A 16,883-nucleotide genomic window follows, 5' to 3' on the forward strand; every position below is an offset into this window, starting at 1 on the left:
GATGGCCGGATACGAGATTCTGCTGAGCGGCTTTCCCGGGTCCATCTCGCGCGGTTACCTTGGCTGGAGCACGGTAAGCCTGCTGCATACGCCCGAGGGGCCGGTGCTGTTCGACACCGGCGCCCACAACGATCGCCCTGGGCTCATGGCCGCGCTCCGGGAGCGCGGGCTCGATCCCGAGGAAATCGCGGCGATCCTGCCGTCGCACCTGCATTTCGATCACATCGCGAATGCCGAGTGCTTCCCTAACGCGCGGCTCCTGTTGCACGAAGATCTTCTCGATGCATTCGAGCGCTACGGGCCGCAGGACCCTGCCATGCCGATCTTCCTTGTCCGGCAGATGCTGGGCGCGATGCCCGTTGCCATGCTGAGAGACGAGCCCGAGCTCTGGCCCGGCGTCCGAATTCTTCGCACGCCGGGCCATTGCGAGGGGCACATCTCGCTGCTGCTCGACCGCGGCGAGGCGCGCACCGTGCTGGCGCAGGATGCGGTCAAGCATCGGGGCGAGCTGGCAAGCGGCGTGTCCGACATGGCGCGCGATCCCGTTGCCGCGCGCGCGAGCATCCGACGCATCCGTGACCTTGCTGAGGTCGTTGTCCCCGGCCACGACGTCCCGCTGCGTGTTGCGAAAGACGAGCTCGAGCCGCTGGCGCCGCTGCGGTCCAGCGTCACCTGCACGATCAACGGCAGCAGCATGGAGCTCACCTTATGAAGCGCGTCCTGCTGGAGAACGCGGCAATCCTGACCGGTGCCGCAGGGCCCTTCTTCACCGACGGGGCATTGCTGATCGAAGGGTCGAAAATCGCCTGGGTCGGTGATGCGGCGAAGCTGCCCGAGAGCCTGCCCCGCCCGACCGAGCGGCAGGATCTCGGGGGCCGGGTGGTGATCCCCGGGCTGGTCAACACGCATGCGCATGGTGGCCTGTCTGCGCAACGCGGATGCTGCGACGACGGCGATCTCTTCGAATGGGCGGGCGCGCTTGCCCCGCACACGTCGCACCTCACGGTTTCCGACAACCGACAGTCTTGCCGGCTCGCGATCCTCGAAATGGTCCGCAACGGCATTACGACCGCCTGTGACTGCACGCGCTACGGGGCAGGGGTGTTTGCCGACGAGGCCGCGGCCATCGGGATGCGCTCGCTCAGCGGGGCACTCGCGAACTCGCCGGAATACCGGCGCACGGGCCGGCCCAACTGGCCGCTCGCCCGGATCGAGACCGAAGAGGCGATGACACGGCACGCGGGAGATGCGCGGGTGCGGTTCTACCTCGGAGCGCACTCGCCCTATTCCTGCACGCCGGAGCTCGTGACCGAGGTCAAGCGTGCCGCAGATGCGCTCGGGCTGCCTTTCGTCATCCATCTCGCGGAAAACCGGCGCGAGACCGAGATCACCATGGAACGCTACGGCGTGTCGCCCACGCAATGGCTGCACGATCTCGGCGCGCTCGACGCGGGCGCGATCCTTGCCCATTGCGTGTGGATTTCCGAGCGCGACCTTGATGTGCTCGCCGGATCCGGCGCCGGCGTCGCGCACAACCCGACCAGCAATGCCAAGCTCGCCTCCGGCGTGGCCCCGGTGCCAGCCTTTCTCGAGCGCGGTATCCCGGTCGGGCTGGGGACCGACAGCAGCCTCTCCAACAACGCCCTGGACCTCTTCCAGGAAATGAAGCTCTCGGTCCTGCTGCAGCGAGCGACGCGGCTCGACGGTTTCGCCATGAACGCCGAGCAGGCCTTTGCCATGGCCACCTCGGGCGGCGCGCGCGTCCTGGGGTGGGGTGCCGACATAGGCACCCTCGCGCCGGGCATGGAGGCTGACCTCGTGGTGCTCGACCTGCACCACCCGCTCGGACTCACGCAGGATCGTGTGGTCTCGGATCTCGTCTACCACGCGCGGCCTTCGCAGGTGCGCGCGGTCATCGTGGCAGGCGATCCGATTTACGAAAACGGCCGCTTTGCCAGGGTCGACAGCGAAGCGCTTCTTGCCGAGGCGCGTGCTCATTTCTCACTCTCCGAAAGGAACCAGCCATGACTGACGCCCCCATCGGCCTGATCACGAGCGCCGCGTCCGAAAACCTTCTGCATGATCGGCGATCCCACATCGTGCCAACCCCCTTCGGGGCCGCGGAGGTGCTGACCGGAACGATCGGTGGCCGCGAGGCCGCGGTGCTCTTGCGCTATGGGCCCAATCTCAAGATCCCCAGCCACAAGATCAACTTCCGCGCAAACATCTGGGCGCTGCGCGAGCTCGGGGTAGAAAGCATCATCTCGCAGAACGCGATCGGGTCGGTGAACGCGGCGATCCGGCCGGGGGATATCGTGGTCCCCGATGATTTCCTCGACAAGACCAAGGCCCGCCCCCAGTCGCTTTTCGACGAAGCGGATTGCTGGGTCCGGGTGGACTTCACCGAGCCCTTCTGCCCGCATCTTCGGGCCGAGCTCATCGCGGCCGCGACGGCGCTGTCGGATCGGGTGATCCAGCGCGGCGTCTTCGTTTGCACCGAGGGCCCGCGCTTCGAGACCCCCGCCGAGATCCGCCAGTACCAGCGCGAAGGAGGAGATATCGTCGGCACGCCGCTTGTGCCGGAGGTGATCTTTGCGCGGGAGGCCGAGCTCTGCTTCGCCTCGATCGCGCCGGTGATCAACTTCGGTGCCGGCATGGCTCCTGCCGTGGTGCATTTCGGACCCGGCAGCATGAACGAGCAGTACTACACCGGCGGCCTGCACGATCTGGTCGAGGAAACCATCCTTGCCGCCGTGCGCAGCCACGACCCCCGGCGCAATTGCTCCTGCGCAAGCGCGTTGAACGGCGGATTTCATGGCGATGCGCCCGAGTGGCTCAAGCGCAGGGCGCCGACGGATGCGTGATCACCGCAACAACCGAACTGTCAGCGAGGAGGAGACGGGTATGGAGGAAATCAGAGGGATGCACCTCGGCCTTTCGATGAGGCGACTGGGATATCACATTGCAGCCTGGAGACACCCCGACGTGCAGGCCGATGGGCAGGAAGACCTTGCTTTCTTCGTCGAAAGCGCACGGCTGGCGGAGGCTGCGAAGTTCGACTTCGTTTTCCTCGCCGACGGCCTAGCCGTCCGTGCCGACGACACGCCGCCGGGCTCGCTTGCGACCTCGCACGAGAACGTCGAGTTCGAGCCGACGACACTGCTTGCCGCGCTTGCGCCGCAGACCTCGCATATCGGCCTGATCGCGACCGCCTCCACGACCTACAACGAGCCATTCCATATCGCGCGCCGCTTTGCCTCGCTCGATCACATCAGCGGCGGTCGTGCGGGCTGGAACATCGTGACATCGTGGTCCGAGCAGGAGGCTTGGAACTTCAATCGAGCCGAGCACCTCGACCGCGAGACCCGCTACGAGCGAGCCGCCGAATTCGTGGACGTGGTCGCAGGTCTCTGGGAAAGCTGGGAAGCGGGCGCCTTCCTGCGCGACAAGGACAGCGGGCGGTTCTACGACGAGGACAAGCTTCACGTTCTCAACCACAGGGGGCAGCACTTCAGCGTCCGTGGCCCGCTCACCTGCTCCCGTACGCCACAGGGGCGTCCGGTTGTGGTCCATGCCGGCGCCTCTCCTGCGGGGATCGAGATCGCCGCGCGCCACGCGGATCTGGTCTACACCAACGACTACGACATCGAAGTCGCCCGCGATTTCCGGGCGCGCCTGCGGAAGCGCACCGCCGAGATGGGCCGGGACCCTGACAGCATCAAGGTGATGGTCGGTGTGCAGCCCGTGATCGGCGCCACCCGCGCCGCGGCCGAGGCGCAGCTCGCCGAGCTTCAGGCGCTTGTGCATCCGCTTGCGGCGATGGCGGGGCTCATCAACCTGATAGGCGATCTCGATGAGCTCGATCTCGACGCGCCGTTCCCGGAGAGCTTCGCGCTCTCCCCCCGGTCCACGTCCAACGCCCAGAAAGCACTGCAACTCGGCCGCTCGGAAGGTCTCACGCCGCGCGAGCTGTCCATGCGGCTCGCAGGCAGGGCCGGTCTGCGCCAGATTGTCGGGACCGCCGAGGATGTGGCCGACGATCTCGAGAGGTGGTTCCAAGGCGGTGCCTGCGACGGTTTCAACCTGTGTCCAACCCACTCCCATACAGCGATCCGCCAGTTCACCGAGCGGGTTGTGCCGATCCTTCAGGACCGAGGGCTGTTCCGGAAGGACTACACGGGCAAGACGCTGCGCGAGCATCTGGGCGCCGCGGCGCCAAGTGTCATCGAAAGACCGAGCGCCTACGCCACCGCGGTCAATTGAGAAAACGACAGGAGCCGTGCCGGTCACGGCTCCTGCCCCCGAGAAGGGCCGCATCAGCCCGGCGGCAAGTACACTGTGATGTCGCCGGATATCAGCGAAACGCGCTTGCCTTGCGGGAAATCCGCGAAGGAGCTCGGGGGCTTTCGCGCCAGGGCCCGGTGCGAGCTGGCCCATGGAATGCGCCGACCCGCCGGCGCGACCATCGCGCATTTGCGGTCGCGGTGGCAGGCGATCTGACCTGCCCAGGGTCCCAAACATGTCGACGGACCTCGCTTCATCATGATCTTGTCAAGGATGCTCGGCGAAGGCTTGGCGCCGATGGAACCGCTGACCTGGCCCACCGTCATGCAGCGCCGGAATGGACGCTCTTCGAACATCCGGGCGACCACGCCCATCTCGCTCCACCGCTTGCGGCGGTTGTAGAGCATCTTGTCAGGCCGGGCATTTTCGGAAGGAAGGGCCCCGCCGCCGCGTCTTCTGCGCTTCGGCCAGGCGGAAAAGGTTGTTCATACAAAACGTCTCGATGAGGAGGGGCATCACGGCAACTGCCTGAACTCAAAGGAGGCTTAGCCTCGGTCGCTGACATGCCCCGGAATGGCTGCGATGGATACCGGGTGGCGACGCTCTGTCCTGCATTGAAGACAAATTGCACGGACTCCCATCGTGTCCTTGACAAGCACCATCCTGTATAACAGGTTTGTCTCACATCATGGGCGCTTGTCGCCCTGTGCCGGATCAGGAGGAGGAGCTGGCATGACCTACGACACCCGCCGCCGATGGGCGGCGCTGGCCGGGCAGGGGGGGCTCGATCCTCGTCACGCTTTTCGGCCTGCTGATCCTGACCTTCGTGATCGGGCGCATCATGCCCACCGACCCGGTCCGCGCCATCGTCGGCGAGGACGCGACCCGCGAGGTCTACGAGACTGTCTACCGCCAGCTCGGGCTCGACCGGCCGATGTGGGAGCAGTTCTTCGTCTACCTGCGCGACGTGGCCAGCTTCAATTTCGGCACCTCGATCCGCACCGGCCAGCCGGTGCTTCAGGACATCGTTCACGTGTTGCCCGCGACCATCGAGCTGGCGACCTTTGCCATTCTCTTCGGCGCCGGGGTCGGCATCCCGCTCGGCGTGCTCGCGGCGGTCAAGAAGGACCGCTGGCAGGACCAGCTGATCCGGATTTTCAGCCTGATGGGCCACTCGATGCCGATCTTCTGGACCGGGATGATCGGGCTGCTGATCTTCTACGCCGCGCTCGGCTGGGTCGGCGGTTCGGGGCGGATGAGCCAGTTCTACATCGGCCTCGTGCCCGAGCGCAGCAACTTCCTGCTGATCGACAGCGCCATGGCCGGCGAGTGGGACGTGTTCCGGTCGGCGCTCAACCACATCGTGCTGCCCGCCTCGCTGCTCGGCTATTCCTCCTCGGCCTACATCACCCGGATGACCCGCAGCTTCATGCTCGACCAGCTCGGGCAGGAATACGTGACCACCGCGCGGGTCAAGGGGCTGAGCCGCCGCCAGACCATCTGGCGCCATGCCTTCGGCAACATCCGCGTGCAGCTCGTCACCATCGTGGCGCTGGCCTATGGCGCGCTGCTCGAGGGGGCGGTGCTGATCGAGACGGTCTTCGCCTGGCCCGGCTTCGGCCAGTACCTGACCTCCAACCTGCTGATCGGCGACATGAACGCGGTGATGACCTGCGTGCTGATCGTCGGCGTGATCTTCATCGCGCTGAACATCCTGTCCGACCTGCTCTACCGCATCTTCGACCCGAGGACCCGATGACCATGTCCGAGACCACTCCCGCGGCCGAGACGCGCCGCCGGATGCCGCAATCGCTGATCGCCGCCGGGAACATCCTGCGCTTCCTCGCGAAGACGCCGACCTCGGCCTTCGGCCTCATTGTGCTGGCGGTGCTGATCCTGACCGCGCTCTTTGCGCCGCTCATCGCCACGCATGATCCCTACCTGCAGGACCTCACGAACACGCTGGCGCCGCCCGACGCGGCGCATCTCTTCGGCACCGACGAGCTGGGGCGGGACATCTTCTCGCGCCTGGTTCACGGCTCGCGCATCACCCTGACGATCATCTTCCTCGTGACGATCGTCGTCGGCCCGCTGGGGCTGCTGGTGGGCACGGTGGCGGGCTATTTCGGCGGCAAGACCGACGTGGTGCTGATGCGGGTGACCGACATCTTCCTGTCCTTCCCGTCGCTGATCCTGTCGCTGGCCTTCGTCGCGGCGCTGGGGCCGAGCCTCAACAACGCGATCATCGCCATCTCCCTCACCGCCTGGCCGCCGATCGCGCGGCTGGCGCGGGCCGAGACGATGACCTTCCGCAACGCCGACTACATCTCGGCGGCGCGGCTGCAGGGGGCGAGCCCGGCGCGGATCATCTGGAAGAGCATCGTGCCCATGTGCCTGCCCTCGGTGCTGATCCGCCTGACGCTGAACATGGCCACGGTGATCCTGACGGCGGCGGGACTCGGCTTTCTCGGGCTCGGGGCGCAGCCGCCGATGCCGGAATGGGGCGCGATGATCGCCACGGGGCGGCGCTACATGATCGACAGCTGGTGGCTGGTGACCTTCCCGGGCCTCGCGATCCTGTCGGTGAGCCTCGCCTTCAACCTGCTGGGCGACGGGCTGCGCGACGCGCTCGACCCCAAACAGATGATGAAGCGGTGACGTCCATGACCAGCGATCCCATCCTCGACATTCGCAACCTCTCGCTGCGCTATCCCGGCGCGGTGGAGCCGGCGGTGCGCGGCGTCAGCTTCGCCCTCGGGCGCGAGCGGCTCGGCATCGTCGGCGAGAGCGGCTCGGGCAAGTCCACCGTCGGCCGCGCGATCCTGCAACTGCTGCCCGACGCCGAGATGTCCGCCGACACGATGCGCTTCCGCGAGGTCGACCTGCTGCGCGCCTCCGAGGCGCAGATGCTGAAGCTGCGCGGCGCGCGCATGTCGATGATCCTGCAGGACCCCAAGTACTCGCTCAATCCGATCCGCCGCTGCGGCGACCAGGTGGCCGAGGCCTACCGCACCCACGTGCGCTGCTCGAAACGCGCGGCGCGCGACAAGGCGGTGGAGATGCTGGCGGCGGTGCAGATCCGCGACCCCGAGCGGGTCTATGACCTCTATCCGCACGAGGTGTCGGGCGGCATGGGCCAGCGCATCATGATCGCGATGATGCTGCTCACCGGGCCCGAGCTGGTGATCGCCGACGAGCCGACCTCGGCGCTCGACGTCACGGTGCGGCTGCTGGTGCTGAAGATCCTCGACGACCTGGTGAAGGAACGCGGCATCGGGCTGATCATGATCAGCCACGATCTCAACCTCGTGCGCAATTTCTGCGACCGGGTGCTGATCATGTACGCGGGCCGGGTGGTCGAGACGCTGGACGCGCGCGACCTCGACCGTGCCAGCCATCCCTACACGCGCGGGCTGCTGGCCGCGCAGCCGCGCATCGGCGGCGCGCGCGCGCCGCTGCCGGTGCTGCAGCGCGACCCGTCCTGGACCATGGAGGCCCCCGCATGAAACCGCTCCGCATCGAGAAGATGTCGATCCGCTTCGGTACCGTGACGATCCTGCCCGAGGTGAGTTTCGAGGTGGCGCCCGGCGAGTGCTTCGGCCTCGTCGGCGAAAGCGGCTCGGGCAAGTCGACGGTGCTGCGCTGCGCGTCGATGCTGCTCGGCTCGTGGAGCGGCGAAGTCCTTGTCGGGGACCGCCCGGTCCGCGAGATGGGGCTGATGGAGCGCTGCCGCACGCTGCAGATGGTGTTCCAGGACCCCTACGGCTCGCTGCACCCGCGCCATTCGGTGCGCACCACGCTGGCGGAGCCGCTGAGAATCCACAAGCTGGACGAGCCCGAGCGGCGCATGGCGCAGGCGATGCGCGACGTCGGGCTGCCGGTCGAGTTCCTCGACCGCTACCCGCACCAGCTGTCGGGCGGGCAGCGCCAGCGCGTCGCGATCGCCCGCGCGCTGATCCTCGAGCCCGAGGTGCTGCTGCTCGACGAGCCGACCTCGGCGCTGGACGTGTCGGTGCAGGCCGAGATCCTGAACCTGCTGGCGCGGCTGCGCGAGGAGAAGGGCTTCACCTGCGTGATGGTCAGCCACGATCTGGCGGTGATCGACCACATGTGCGAGCGCTTCGCGGTGATGAAGGCGGGCGACATCGTCGAGGTGCTGCCGCGCGCGGCCATCTTGGACGGCACGGCCCGGCACCCCTACGCGCAGGAGCTGATCGCCGCGAGCCTCGCCTACGAGGGCGCGGCGTAAGTTCACTCGGTGTCAGGGTGATGACCCCTTCCCGCCGTGTGGCGGGGAGGGGTTTTTCCTTGGGCGGGAGAGGGATCGCGGCAAGGCAAAGCGAAAGGCGCACCCCGAGGGATGCGCCCTGTGCCTTTCCGGTGTCGCCGCGTTCAGCGGGTCTTCACCACGTCCTCGAAGCGCGACACCCAGGGGTCGATGATCACCCCCGAGACATCGTTCTGGAAGGCCGCGGTCACCACCCGCTCCGAGAACGGCTGGATCGAGGTCACCTTCTGGTCGATCAGCTCCTGGATCTTCTGGTACTCGGCGATCTGCGCGTCGGCGTCGCGCTCGACCAGCGCGGTCTCGATCAGCCCGTTCAGCTCGGCGTCCTGGTAGGAGGTGCGCCAGCTCTGGTAGTTGGTCAGCCCCGCCTCCTGGCTGTTGTCGGGGTTGTAGACCAGCGCGCGCAGGTTGCTGTCGGGGTGCGGCTGCTGGCCGCCGCCGCCGCGCCCGACCAGCAGCTCGAACTGCCGGTCGCGCATCGCGCCGTAGATCTGCCCGCCGTCGCCGGTGATGATCTCGGCCTTGATGCCCGCCTGCGCCAGCGTGCCCTGGATCGCCGTGGCGCTGTCGAGGAATTCCTGCGTCGAGATCACCCGCAGCGTGGTGTCGAACCCGTCGGGGAAGCCCGCCTCGGCGAGCAGCGCCTTGGCCTTCTCGACGTCCAGCGCGTAGCCCGGATCGGGCAGGGCGCCGAAGGCGGTGGAGTTGATCACCCGCTGCCGCTCGACCCCGAAATAGGGCATGATCGCGCCGTTGATCCCCTTGTAGTCGATGAGGTAGCGCAGCGCCTCGCGCACCTTGGGATTGGCGAATTTCTCGTCGGCGACCGAGGCGGCGAAGTAGTAGAACCCGGCGCTCGGCTCGGTCTCGACGGTGATCTTGCCATCCGCCTCGAGCGCGCGCAGGTCGGGTGCGGCAAGGCTGAAGCCGACGTCGATGTCACCCTGCTGCAGCCCCAGCCGCTGGCTCTGGCTCTCCGGCAGGTGGCGCATCAGCACCCGCTTCATCGCCGGGGCCTCGCCCCAGAATGCGTCGTTGCGGGTCAGGATCACGTATTCATTGGCGCGCCACTGGCCCAGCGTGAACGCCCCCGAGCCCGCCGAGTTGTTGGTCAGCCAGGCCTGCCCCTGATCGTCGCCCGCATGTTCCTCGACCAACTTGCTGTCGAGGATCGAGCCGATGCCCGCCTGCGAGATGTACATCAGGATCATCTTGGGATCGCCCGCCTCGGGCATCACCATGCGGAAGGTGTGATCGTCCACCACCTGGAACTGCTCGTCCACCCGTTCGGCGGTGAAGCCGCGCGAATTGAGCCCCGAGGATTGCGCCTGGCCCAGCGTCATCACCCGGTCGAAGCTGTATTTCACGTCCGCCGCCGTCACCGGGTTGCCCGAGGCGAAGGTGGCATCCGGGCGCAGGTGGAAGGTGATGCTGAGGTTGTCCTCGCCGACCTCCCAGCTTTCCGCGAGGCGCGGCATCAGCGCCTTGCTCTCGGGGTCGAGCTCGACCAGCGCGTCGTAGACGTTGTTGAGCACCTGCACCGCCTCGCCGCCGGTGATCGCGGCGGGGTCCATGGTCAGCACGTTGGTCATGGTGAAGGCGACGATCAGCTGGTCGTCCGGCGTCTCGGCGAGCAGAGGGCTCGCCCCCGCCAGCAGTGCCGAAAGCGCCACGCCCGTCAGGAAATGTCTCATAGGTTCTCCTCCCAAAGCTCTAGAGACCCGCGCCGGTTCAGCAGACGCGGTTGTTTTCGATGAGATTGAAATTGATGTCCTCGCCCAGACCGGGGCGGTCCGGGACATGGACGTAGCCGTCGCGGTCCATCGGGTCGGACAGCGTGTTGAGGTAGTCGAGCCCGTCGTCATACTCGAGGAACGGGTGCAGAAGGCCGCGCTCGTACCACTTGCAGTTCTTCGAGGCGGCGACGACATGCAGGTTCATCGCGGTATTGCCATGCACCTCGCATTCCATGCCGAAGGCCTCGGCGAGGTGCATGGTTTTCATCGCCGGGGTGATGCCGCCGACGTCGTTGACCCCGGTGCGCAGGATGTCGCAGGCGCCCGAGGCGATCCACTCGGCGCGGTGCCAGTGCTTGCCGGCGGCGCTTTCAGGGCCGACCACGGGGATGTCGAGATTCTCGGTGAGCCAGCGGTAGGAGGACATGGACTGCTCGTCCATCGGCTCCTCGATCCAGGCGAACCCGAGCTTCTCCAGCCCGCGGCCGAGCTCCAGCGCCTCGGTGCGCTTGTACCAGTGGAAGGCGTCGATCATCAGCGCGATGTCGGGGCCGACCGCCTCGCGCACGGCGGCGCAGGCCTTCAGATCCATCTTCACGTCCGGCGCCCAGCTTACGGGCGGCATCCAGGTGTGCAGCTTGATGCCCTTGTAGCCGCGCGCCACCAGCGTCTCGGCGAAGCGGCCGTAATCCTCGGGCGTGGCGAGCCCGCCCTCGATCTCGTCGCCGCACATGATCGAGCCATAGGCCAGCACCTTGTCGCGGTAGCCGCCGATCAGCTTGTAGACCGGCTGGTTCAGCGTGCGCCCCGCCAGGTCCCAGAGCGCGCAGTCGATCACCGCCAGCGTCCGGTCGGTCAGCTGCGCCGCCGAGCCACGCTGCCAGTGTGCCAGCTCCTGCCAGAGCCGCTCGCGGTCGCGGTGGTCCTGCCTGATCAGCACCTTCTTCACGAACTTGTCGATCACATGCGGGCGGGCCACCTCGGGCGGGCAGAAGGAATGGCCCTCGACCCCGTCCTCGCTGCGGATCGTCACGATGGCCTGCTGCACCTCGTGCTCGGGGCCGGGGTGGGCGTGGCCCGCGCTGTCGGAATGGCGGCGGGTCTTGTGCCGGAACACGCGCACGGACACGTCGGTGATGATCACGGGGGTCTCCTCCTCTCCGCGCGGTCCGGGAACCTTGCGGCTAACCTGTATAACAGGAAGGTATGACATATCCGCGCAACCGGTCAACGGGTTTTGCGCGACGCTGCGTCCGTCATCGCGCATGTCCCTGCGAAGTTGTCTGATTTTTCTGGCGCCTCGGCCCGAAATCCGGGTATCCTTCCTGTTGTACAGAAATGCGCAGGCGCGATGACATGACCGACGTGAACGCTCTTCTTTCATCGACAGGGCAGGCGCCCGACGCGAATCCGGCCCGCACCCGGGCCGACCTCATCGCCGCCGGGCTCCGCCGCGAAATCGAAACCGGGCGGTTCCGCCCCGGCGACCGGCTGCCCAGCGAATCCGAGCTCACGCGCACCCATTCCGTCAGCCGCACCGTGGTGCGCGAGGCGCTTGGCCTGCTGCGCTCGGAAGGGCTGGTCGAGGCGCGCAAGGGATCGGGGGTCTTCGCCCTCGACCCGGCGCAGGCGCGGCGCGCGCAGCCCTTCGCCGATCTCGACATGGAGCGGCTCTCGGGGGTGATCGAGCTTTTCGAGCTGCGCTCGGCCTTCGAGATCCGCGCCGCCGGGCTCGCCGCGACGCGCCGCTCGGCGCAGCAGATCGACGCCATCCTCAAGGCCAACGCGGCGGTGTCGACCGCCTTCGAAGAGGGCGGCAACACCCGCGAAGCCGATTTCGGCTTCCACTACGCGATCGCGCAGGCGACGCAGAACAAGCGCTTCCCGGAGTTCCTCGCGCTGATCCGGCCCGGTATCGTGTCGCGGGTCGAGCTCGAGGCCGGGAGCACCGGCACGCCGCGCGCCTACACGCCGAACCCCGACCTCGTGCAGGAGCACGCGCGCATCGTCGACGCGATCATCGACGGCGACGCCCCGCGCGCCGAGGCGGCGATGCAAGCGCATCTCGAGGGCAGCCTCGGGCGCTACAGGAGCTTGCTGCGCAGCGGCCCGGCCTGAAGCAGGGCAGGTCGAGGCGGTCTCCTTTGCATGCATGCGCCACATGGCATGGAAAGAAAGCCACGGCCGGGTCAGGGTGAAGCGCGCCAGAAGCTCGTCGGGCAGGGCGCTAAGGGCGCCGCCCCTTGCGATCTACGAGGCGATCCGTGACCGCGAGCGCCTGTTCGGCGGGCGAGTTCTCCCCGCCACTCTGACCGCCATGCACGGCCTCAGTAGGCCGCGCGGTAGATCTCGTGCACGTCGGCGACGCTCATCTCGCGCGGGTTGTTGTCCATCAGCCGCCGGATCGCATGGGCCTCGCCCGCCCAGCCCTCGAGCGCGGCCTCGGCGGCACCATGGGCCGCAAGGCGCATCTCCACCCCCAGATCGGCGCAGAACCGCTGCGCTGCGTCGCGTAGCCGGTCCTCGTTCGAGGCGCCGTTGAGCCCGAGCGCGCTGACGATCTCCGAGGTCTTCTCGGGGCGCATCGGCTGGTTGTAGGCCAGCACGTGCGGGAAGATGATCGCGTTCGCCAGCCCGTGCGGCAGCGACAGCCGCGTGCCGAGCGGGTAGGCCAGCGCGTGCCCGGCGGCGGTGTTGACGGGGCCGAGGCAGAGCCCGCCGTAGTAGCTCGCCAGCATCATCCCAGCCCGCGCCTCGGCGTCGGCGCCGTTCTCGACTGCGCGGCGCAGGTACTTCCCGACCAGCGAGAAGCCGAGCCGCGCGTAGCCGTCGATCAGGTCATGGGCGCGGATGTTGGTGAAGGCCTCGACGCAATGTGCCATCGCGTCGATCCCGGTGGCGGCGGTGACCGCCGGGGGCACGGAATAGGTGAGCTCGGGATCGAGGATGGCGATGTCGGCCAGCAGGTGCGGGCTTTCGACCGCGATCTTCGACTTGGTCGCGGGGTCGGTGATGAGCGCGCGGATCCCCGCCTCGGAGCCGGTGCCGGCGGTGGTCGCCACCTGCGCCAGCCGGCTGCGCCGCCCGGCCACCCTGTTGGGCCCGGCGACCTCGGCAAGCGTCTGCGTGCCGTCCCACAGCGCCGCCACCAGCTTGGCCACGTCGAGCACCGAGCCGCCGCCGAGCCCGACGACGAGGTCGGGCCGGTGCGCGCGGGCCGCGTCGAGCACCGCCTCGAAGGCGGGCACGTCCGGCTCGGGCGGCACGTCGGCGATGACCTTGACGTCGCCGGTCAGGCCGAGCCGGTCGACGTATTGCAGGGTCGGGCCGCTGGCGATGACCAGCGGGCGCGCCGCGCCGTCGGCCCAGGCGCCGAGCGTGCGGGCCGCGCCAGTGCCGATCTCGAGCCGCGCGGGCTGGTGCAGGGTGATGGGGCGATCCATGCCGGTCATGGCGGGTCTCCTTCGTGCAGGAACGGGGGGCTCAGGCGCCGAGCCCGGCAAGCGTGGCGGCGTCGAGCCGCACGTGGCGGATGGCCCGCCGGTAGAGCGTGTAGGCGATGTCGAGCCCGCCGTCGGGGCGCGGCAGCAGCACCGGGTAGGAGAGCTCCTTGTTGCGCCCGTCGAGCGAGTCGTTCGACAGGCAGGTGCCGGGGCTGTCCTCGACCACGTGGCGGACCGGGAAGCTGCGCCCGCCGTCGCGCGACAGGCAGAGCGCCAGCGGAGCGCGCTCGACGCCCCAGACGGGGCGGCAGCCCTCCTGCGCCTCGGGCCGGTCGTCGCCCTCGTCGAGCTCGTCGTAGAGCGAGGCGCGGCGGGCATCGGACTGCGCCGCCGAGACCGGGTTGCAGACCAGCGCGAGGCGCCCGTCCGCGAGCAGGGCGGCGCCGACCGAGCTGTTGTTGTTCGGCACGTCGGTGGGCGCGGGGGCGCTCCAGCTGCGCCCGCCGTCGCGGCTCTCCGAGCGGTGCACCCAGTCGGCCTGGCGGCGGCGGTAGAAGGCGGCGAGCGAGCCGTCCGGCAGCGCGACCGGGCTCATGTGCACGGCACCGGGGGAGTCCGGCACCTCGGTCACCTCCCAGCTGGCGCCGCCATCGCGGCTGACCGCCATGGCGGCGGTGTCGAAAGCGCCGGTCCAGCGGATGCCGGGGCGGGGGTTGCAGCGGAAGAGCGGCAGCATCCAGGCGCCGTCGTCGCGCAGCAGCGGCGCGGCGCGGATGAACGTGCCGGGCGGCAGGCCGGTGTCGCGGGAGGGGCCGGAGACCAGCCGGTCACCCTCGCGCCGGACCGGGCGCATGAAGACCCGCGACTCGTCCTGGTTGCCCGCGGGCTGCGCGGTGTTGAAGAGCCAGATCGCGCCGTCCGGCGCGACGAAGAGCACGGGGTTCTGCTCGGATCGGTCCGGATCGCCCGTCAGCCGCGCCGCGGGACCCCACTGCGCCGCACCCTCGTCGAGGATGCAGGCGTGAATCGATATGTCGGACTTGCCTTCGAGCGTGCCGCCGAACCAGGCGCAGGCCAGCGCCCCGTCCGGCAGGCGCGCAAGGAACGCGGCGTGGTTCTGTACCGTCGGGGCGGGGAGGATCGCCTCCTGCCCGCCGGGCCTCGACACGAGCGTCCCGGTCATCCGGTCCGCGATTTCCTCCGGCGTCATCTGCGCCCCTCCCTAAGCGTGATTCCACCCCGAGAGAACAATTTGGCAGACAAGTTGTCAAGTTGGACGCTGACCTATCAAATCCATGAACCCCACGGAAATGCGGGATTACTTCAGATAATCCAATAGAATAGCGCTCGATATGAAGGGATGGATTGGTAAGAACCAGAATCTCGTTTGACATGTGTTTGCAAGTTTACCAATATCGATCCACCGCAACTGGCCGAGGGAGGAGACCCATGCCAGGCTTCGGAACGACCCAAGCACAGCCCCGTTTCCGATGCGGACTCCGCGCGGATCACACCATGTCTTGGCGGCGCTTGTCCGCGCGTGCAGCCGCGCTTCCCCTGGCGGGATAGAGCTGCAGGATTTTCAGGGAGGAGGAACACATGAAACACATCACGGCCCTTGCCGGGCTCTTGCTGGCCAGCACCGCGCTGTCACCGGCCTTTGCGCAGGAAAACACCGATGTCACCGTCGTGCTGGGCGAGGAGGTCGATCTCGTCGAGCCCTGCATGTCGACCCGGTCGAACATCGGCCGCATCGTCCTGCAGAACATCTCCGAGACGCTTACCGAGCTTGACGTGCGCGGCGACAAGGGGCTGATGCCGCGGCTCGCCGAAAGCTGGGAGATGACCGGCGACAAGACCTGGCGCTTCCACCTGCGCGAGGGCGTCAAGTTCTCGGACGGGTCGGACTTCGACGCCGAGGACGTGAAGCACAGCTTCGAGCGTGCCGGCAGCGACAAGATCACCTGCGAGATCTCGCGCTACTACGAGGGCATCGACATCACCCCCGAGGTGGTCGACGCGCACACCATCGACTTCACCACCGAGCCGGCGCAGCCGATCCTGCCGCTGCTGATGTCGCTGCTGACCATCGTGCCCTCCGAGACGCCGATCGAGTTCACCCGCGATCCCATCGGCACCGGGCCCTACACGCTGGCCGAATGGAATCCGGGGCAGGACATCAAGCTGGCCCGCCGCGACGATTACTGGGGTGACGAGCCCGCGGTGACCGGCGCCACCTATCTCTTCCGCAGCGATCCCGCCGTGCGCGCCGCGATGGTGCAGACCGGCGAGGCCGACATCGCGCCGTCGATCTCGGCCACCGACGCCACCGATCCCGAGCTCGACTTCGCCTACCCGAACTCCGAGACCACCTACCTGCGGATCGACCAGAACGTGGCGCCGCTGGGTGACAAGCGGGTGCGCGAGGCGCTGAACCTCGCCATCGACCGCGAGGCCTTCATCGGCACGATCCTCGCCGAGGGCACCGAGATCGCCACCGCCATCACCCCGCCGACCACGCTGGGATGGAACCCGGACGTGAAGGCCTGGCCCTACGATCCGGACAAGGCGCGCGCCCTGCTGGACGAGGCCAAGGCCGACGGCGTGCCGGTCGACACCACGATCTCGCTGATCGGGCGGACAGGCAACTTCCCCGGCGCGACCGAGGTCTTCGAGGCGATTCAGGGCATGCTCACCGACGTCGGCTTCAACGTCGAGCTGCAGATGGTCGAGGTCGCCGAGCACGAACAGTACTACTCCAAGCCCTATGTCGAGGACCGGCCGATCCTCGTCGGCGCGCAGCACGACAACTCGCGCGGCGATCCGGTCTTCTCGATGTACTTCAAGTACCACTCGCAGGGCCGGCAGTCGGGGATCAACGACCCCAAGGTCGACCAGCTGATCGACGCGGCCACCGCGGCGACCGGCGAGGAGCGCAGCGCGCTCTGGTCCGAGCTCTTCGCCTACCTGCATGACGATGTCGTCGCCGACGTGCTGCTCTTCCACATGGTGGGCCACGCCCGCGTCGGATCGCGCATCGACTTCAAGCCGACGATCGCCACCAACAGCTCGCTGCAGCTGTCGGAGATCGGCTTCAAGTAAGAGGCCGCCCGGCGCGCGGAGGCTCCCCCG

General features: G+C 68.0%; 15 protein-coding genes. 10 read left to right on the forward strand and 5 right to left on the reverse strand.

Features of this window, described 5'->3' with window-relative positions; all coding sequences use genetic code 11:
* Position 1: 1 nt before the first annotated feature.
* From PVT71_RS24680 to PVT71_RS24695, 4 genes are read left to right on the forward strand one after another with little or no spacing between them, the layout of a single operon-like run.
* Positions 2–712, forward strand: coding sequence for an MBL fold metallo-hydrolase (locus tag PVT71_RS24680; protein ID WP_353476153.1), 711 nt, complete (start codon positions 2–4; stop codon positions 710–712).
* Positions 709–2,028 (forward strand): amidohydrolase, encoded by a 1,320-nt coding sequence (locus PVT71_RS24685; RefSeq protein ID WP_353476154.1) that lies wholly within the window; start codon positions 709–711, stop codon positions 2,026–2,028. The genes PVT71_RS24680 and PVT71_RS24685 overlap by 4 nt, the downstream gene beginning before the upstream one ends.
* The gene (locus PVT71_RS24690) at positions 2,025–2,864 is read left to right on the forward strand and encodes an MTAP family purine nucleoside phosphorylase (protein WP_353476155.1); all 840 of its coding nucleotides are present in this window, start codon (positions 2,025–2,027) and stop codon (positions 2,862–2,864) included. The genes PVT71_RS24685 and PVT71_RS24690 overlap by 4 nt, the downstream gene beginning before the upstream one ends.
* Before the next feature lie 40 nt (positions 2,865–2,904).
* Complete coding sequence (locus PVT71_RS24695) at positions 2,905–4,263, forward strand: LLM class flavin-dependent oxidoreductase (RefSeq protein ID WP_353476156.1); 1,359 nt, start codon at positions 2,905–2,907, stop codon at positions 4,261–4,263.
* Between the two features lie 53 nt (positions 4,264–4,316).
* Here PVT71_RS24695 and PVT71_RS24700 read toward each other — a convergent pair whose 3' ends face one another.
* Complete coding sequence (locus PVT71_RS24700; RefSeq protein WP_353476157.1) at positions 4,317–4,691, reverse strand: hypothetical protein; 375 nt, start codon at positions 4,689–4,691, stop codon at positions 4,317–4,319.
* A 380-nt stretch (positions 4,692–5,071) separates the two neighbouring features.
* Here PVT71_RS24700 and PVT71_RS24705 point away from each other — a divergent pair, with 380 nt between their 5' ends.
* The 4 genes from PVT71_RS24705 to PVT71_RS24720 are packed head-to-tail and all read left to right on the forward strand — an operon-like array spanning position 5,072 to position 8,533.
* Positions 5,072–6,043: an ABC transporter permease gene (locus PVT71_RS24705; protein WP_353476281.1), complete on the forward strand. Its 972-nt coding sequence runs from the start codon at positions 5,072–5,074 to the stop codon at positions 6,041–6,043.
* On the forward strand, positions 6,040–6,942 hold the full coding sequence (locus PVT71_RS24710) for an ABC transporter permease (protein ID WP_353476158.1): 903 nt from the start codon (positions 6,040–6,042) through the stop codon (positions 6,940–6,942). The genes PVT71_RS24705 and PVT71_RS24710 overlap by 4 nt, the downstream gene beginning before the upstream one ends.
* A gap of 5 nt (positions 6,943–6,947) precedes the next feature.
* Entirely contained in the window at positions 6,948–7,790 is an 843-nt protein-coding gene (locus tag PVT71_RS24715) for an ABC transporter ATP-binding protein (protein ID WP_353476159.1), read from the forward strand.
* Positions 7,787–8,533, forward strand: a complete 747-nt coding sequence (locus PVT71_RS24720; protein ID WP_353476160.1) for an ABC transporter ATP-binding protein — start codon at positions 7,787–7,789, stop codon at positions 8,531–8,533. Before PVT71_RS24715 ends, PVT71_RS24720 begins: the two co-directional genes overlap by 4 nt.
* A 143-nt stretch (positions 8,534–8,676) precedes the next feature.
* Here PVT71_RS24720 and PVT71_RS24725 read toward each other — a convergent pair whose 3' ends face one another.
* Both PVT71_RS24725 and PVT71_RS24730 read right to left on the reverse strand, forming a co-directional pair.
* Positions 8,677–10,266, reverse strand: coding sequence for an ABC transporter substrate-binding protein (locus PVT71_RS24725; RefSeq protein WP_353476161.1), 1,590 nt, complete (start codon positions 10,264–10,266; stop codon positions 8,677–8,679).
* A 37-nt stretch (positions 10,267–10,303) separates the two neighbouring features.
* Positions 10,304–11,452 carry a mandelate racemase family protein gene (locus PVT71_RS24730; protein ID WP_353476162.1) on the reverse strand — a complete coding sequence of 383 codons (1,149 nt, stop codon included), beginning with the start codon at positions 11,450–11,452 and terminating at the stop codon, positions 10,304–10,306.
* A 212-nt stretch (positions 11,453–11,664) separates the two neighbouring features.
* Here PVT71_RS24730 and PVT71_RS24735 point away from each other — a divergent pair, with 212 nt between their 5' ends.
* A complete protein-coding gene (locus tag PVT71_RS24735) occupies positions 11,665–12,426 on the forward strand; it encodes a FadR/GntR family transcriptional regulator (RefSeq protein ID WP_353476163.1) in 762 nt (253 codons plus the stop codon).
* A 209-nt stretch (positions 12,427–12,635) separates the two neighbouring features.
* On the opposite strand, the gene PVT71_RS24740 is transcribed toward PVT71_RS24735, so the two are convergent.
* Together PVT71_RS24740 and PVT71_RS24745 are read right to left on the reverse strand one after the other, a co-directional pair.
* On the reverse strand, positions 12,636–13,760 hold the full coding sequence (locus PVT71_RS24740) for an iron-containing alcohol dehydrogenase (RefSeq protein WP_353476164.1): 1,125 nt from the start codon (positions 13,758–13,760) through the stop codon (positions 12,636–12,638).
* Between the two features lie 31 nt (positions 13,761–13,791).
* Positions 13,792–14,961 (reverse strand): exo-alpha-sialidase, encoded by a 1,170-nt coding sequence (locus tag PVT71_RS24745; RefSeq protein WP_353476165.1) that lies wholly within the window; start codon positions 14,959–14,961, stop codon positions 13,792–13,794.
* A gap of 389 nt (positions 14,962–15,350) precedes the next feature.
* Here PVT71_RS24745 and PVT71_RS24750 point away from each other — a divergent pair, with 389 nt between their 5' ends.
* Complete coding sequence (locus tag PVT71_RS24750; RefSeq protein WP_353476166.1) at positions 15,351–16,853, forward strand: ABC transporter substrate-binding protein; 1,503 nt, start codon at positions 15,351–15,353, stop codon at positions 16,851–16,853.
* Positions 16,854–16,883 lie beyond the last annotated feature (30 nt).

It is taken from the genome of Salipiger sp. H15, assembly GCF_040409955.1.
Taxonomy (GTDB): Bacteria; Pseudomonadota; Alphaproteobacteria; order Rhodobacterales; family Rhodobacteraceae; genus Salipiger.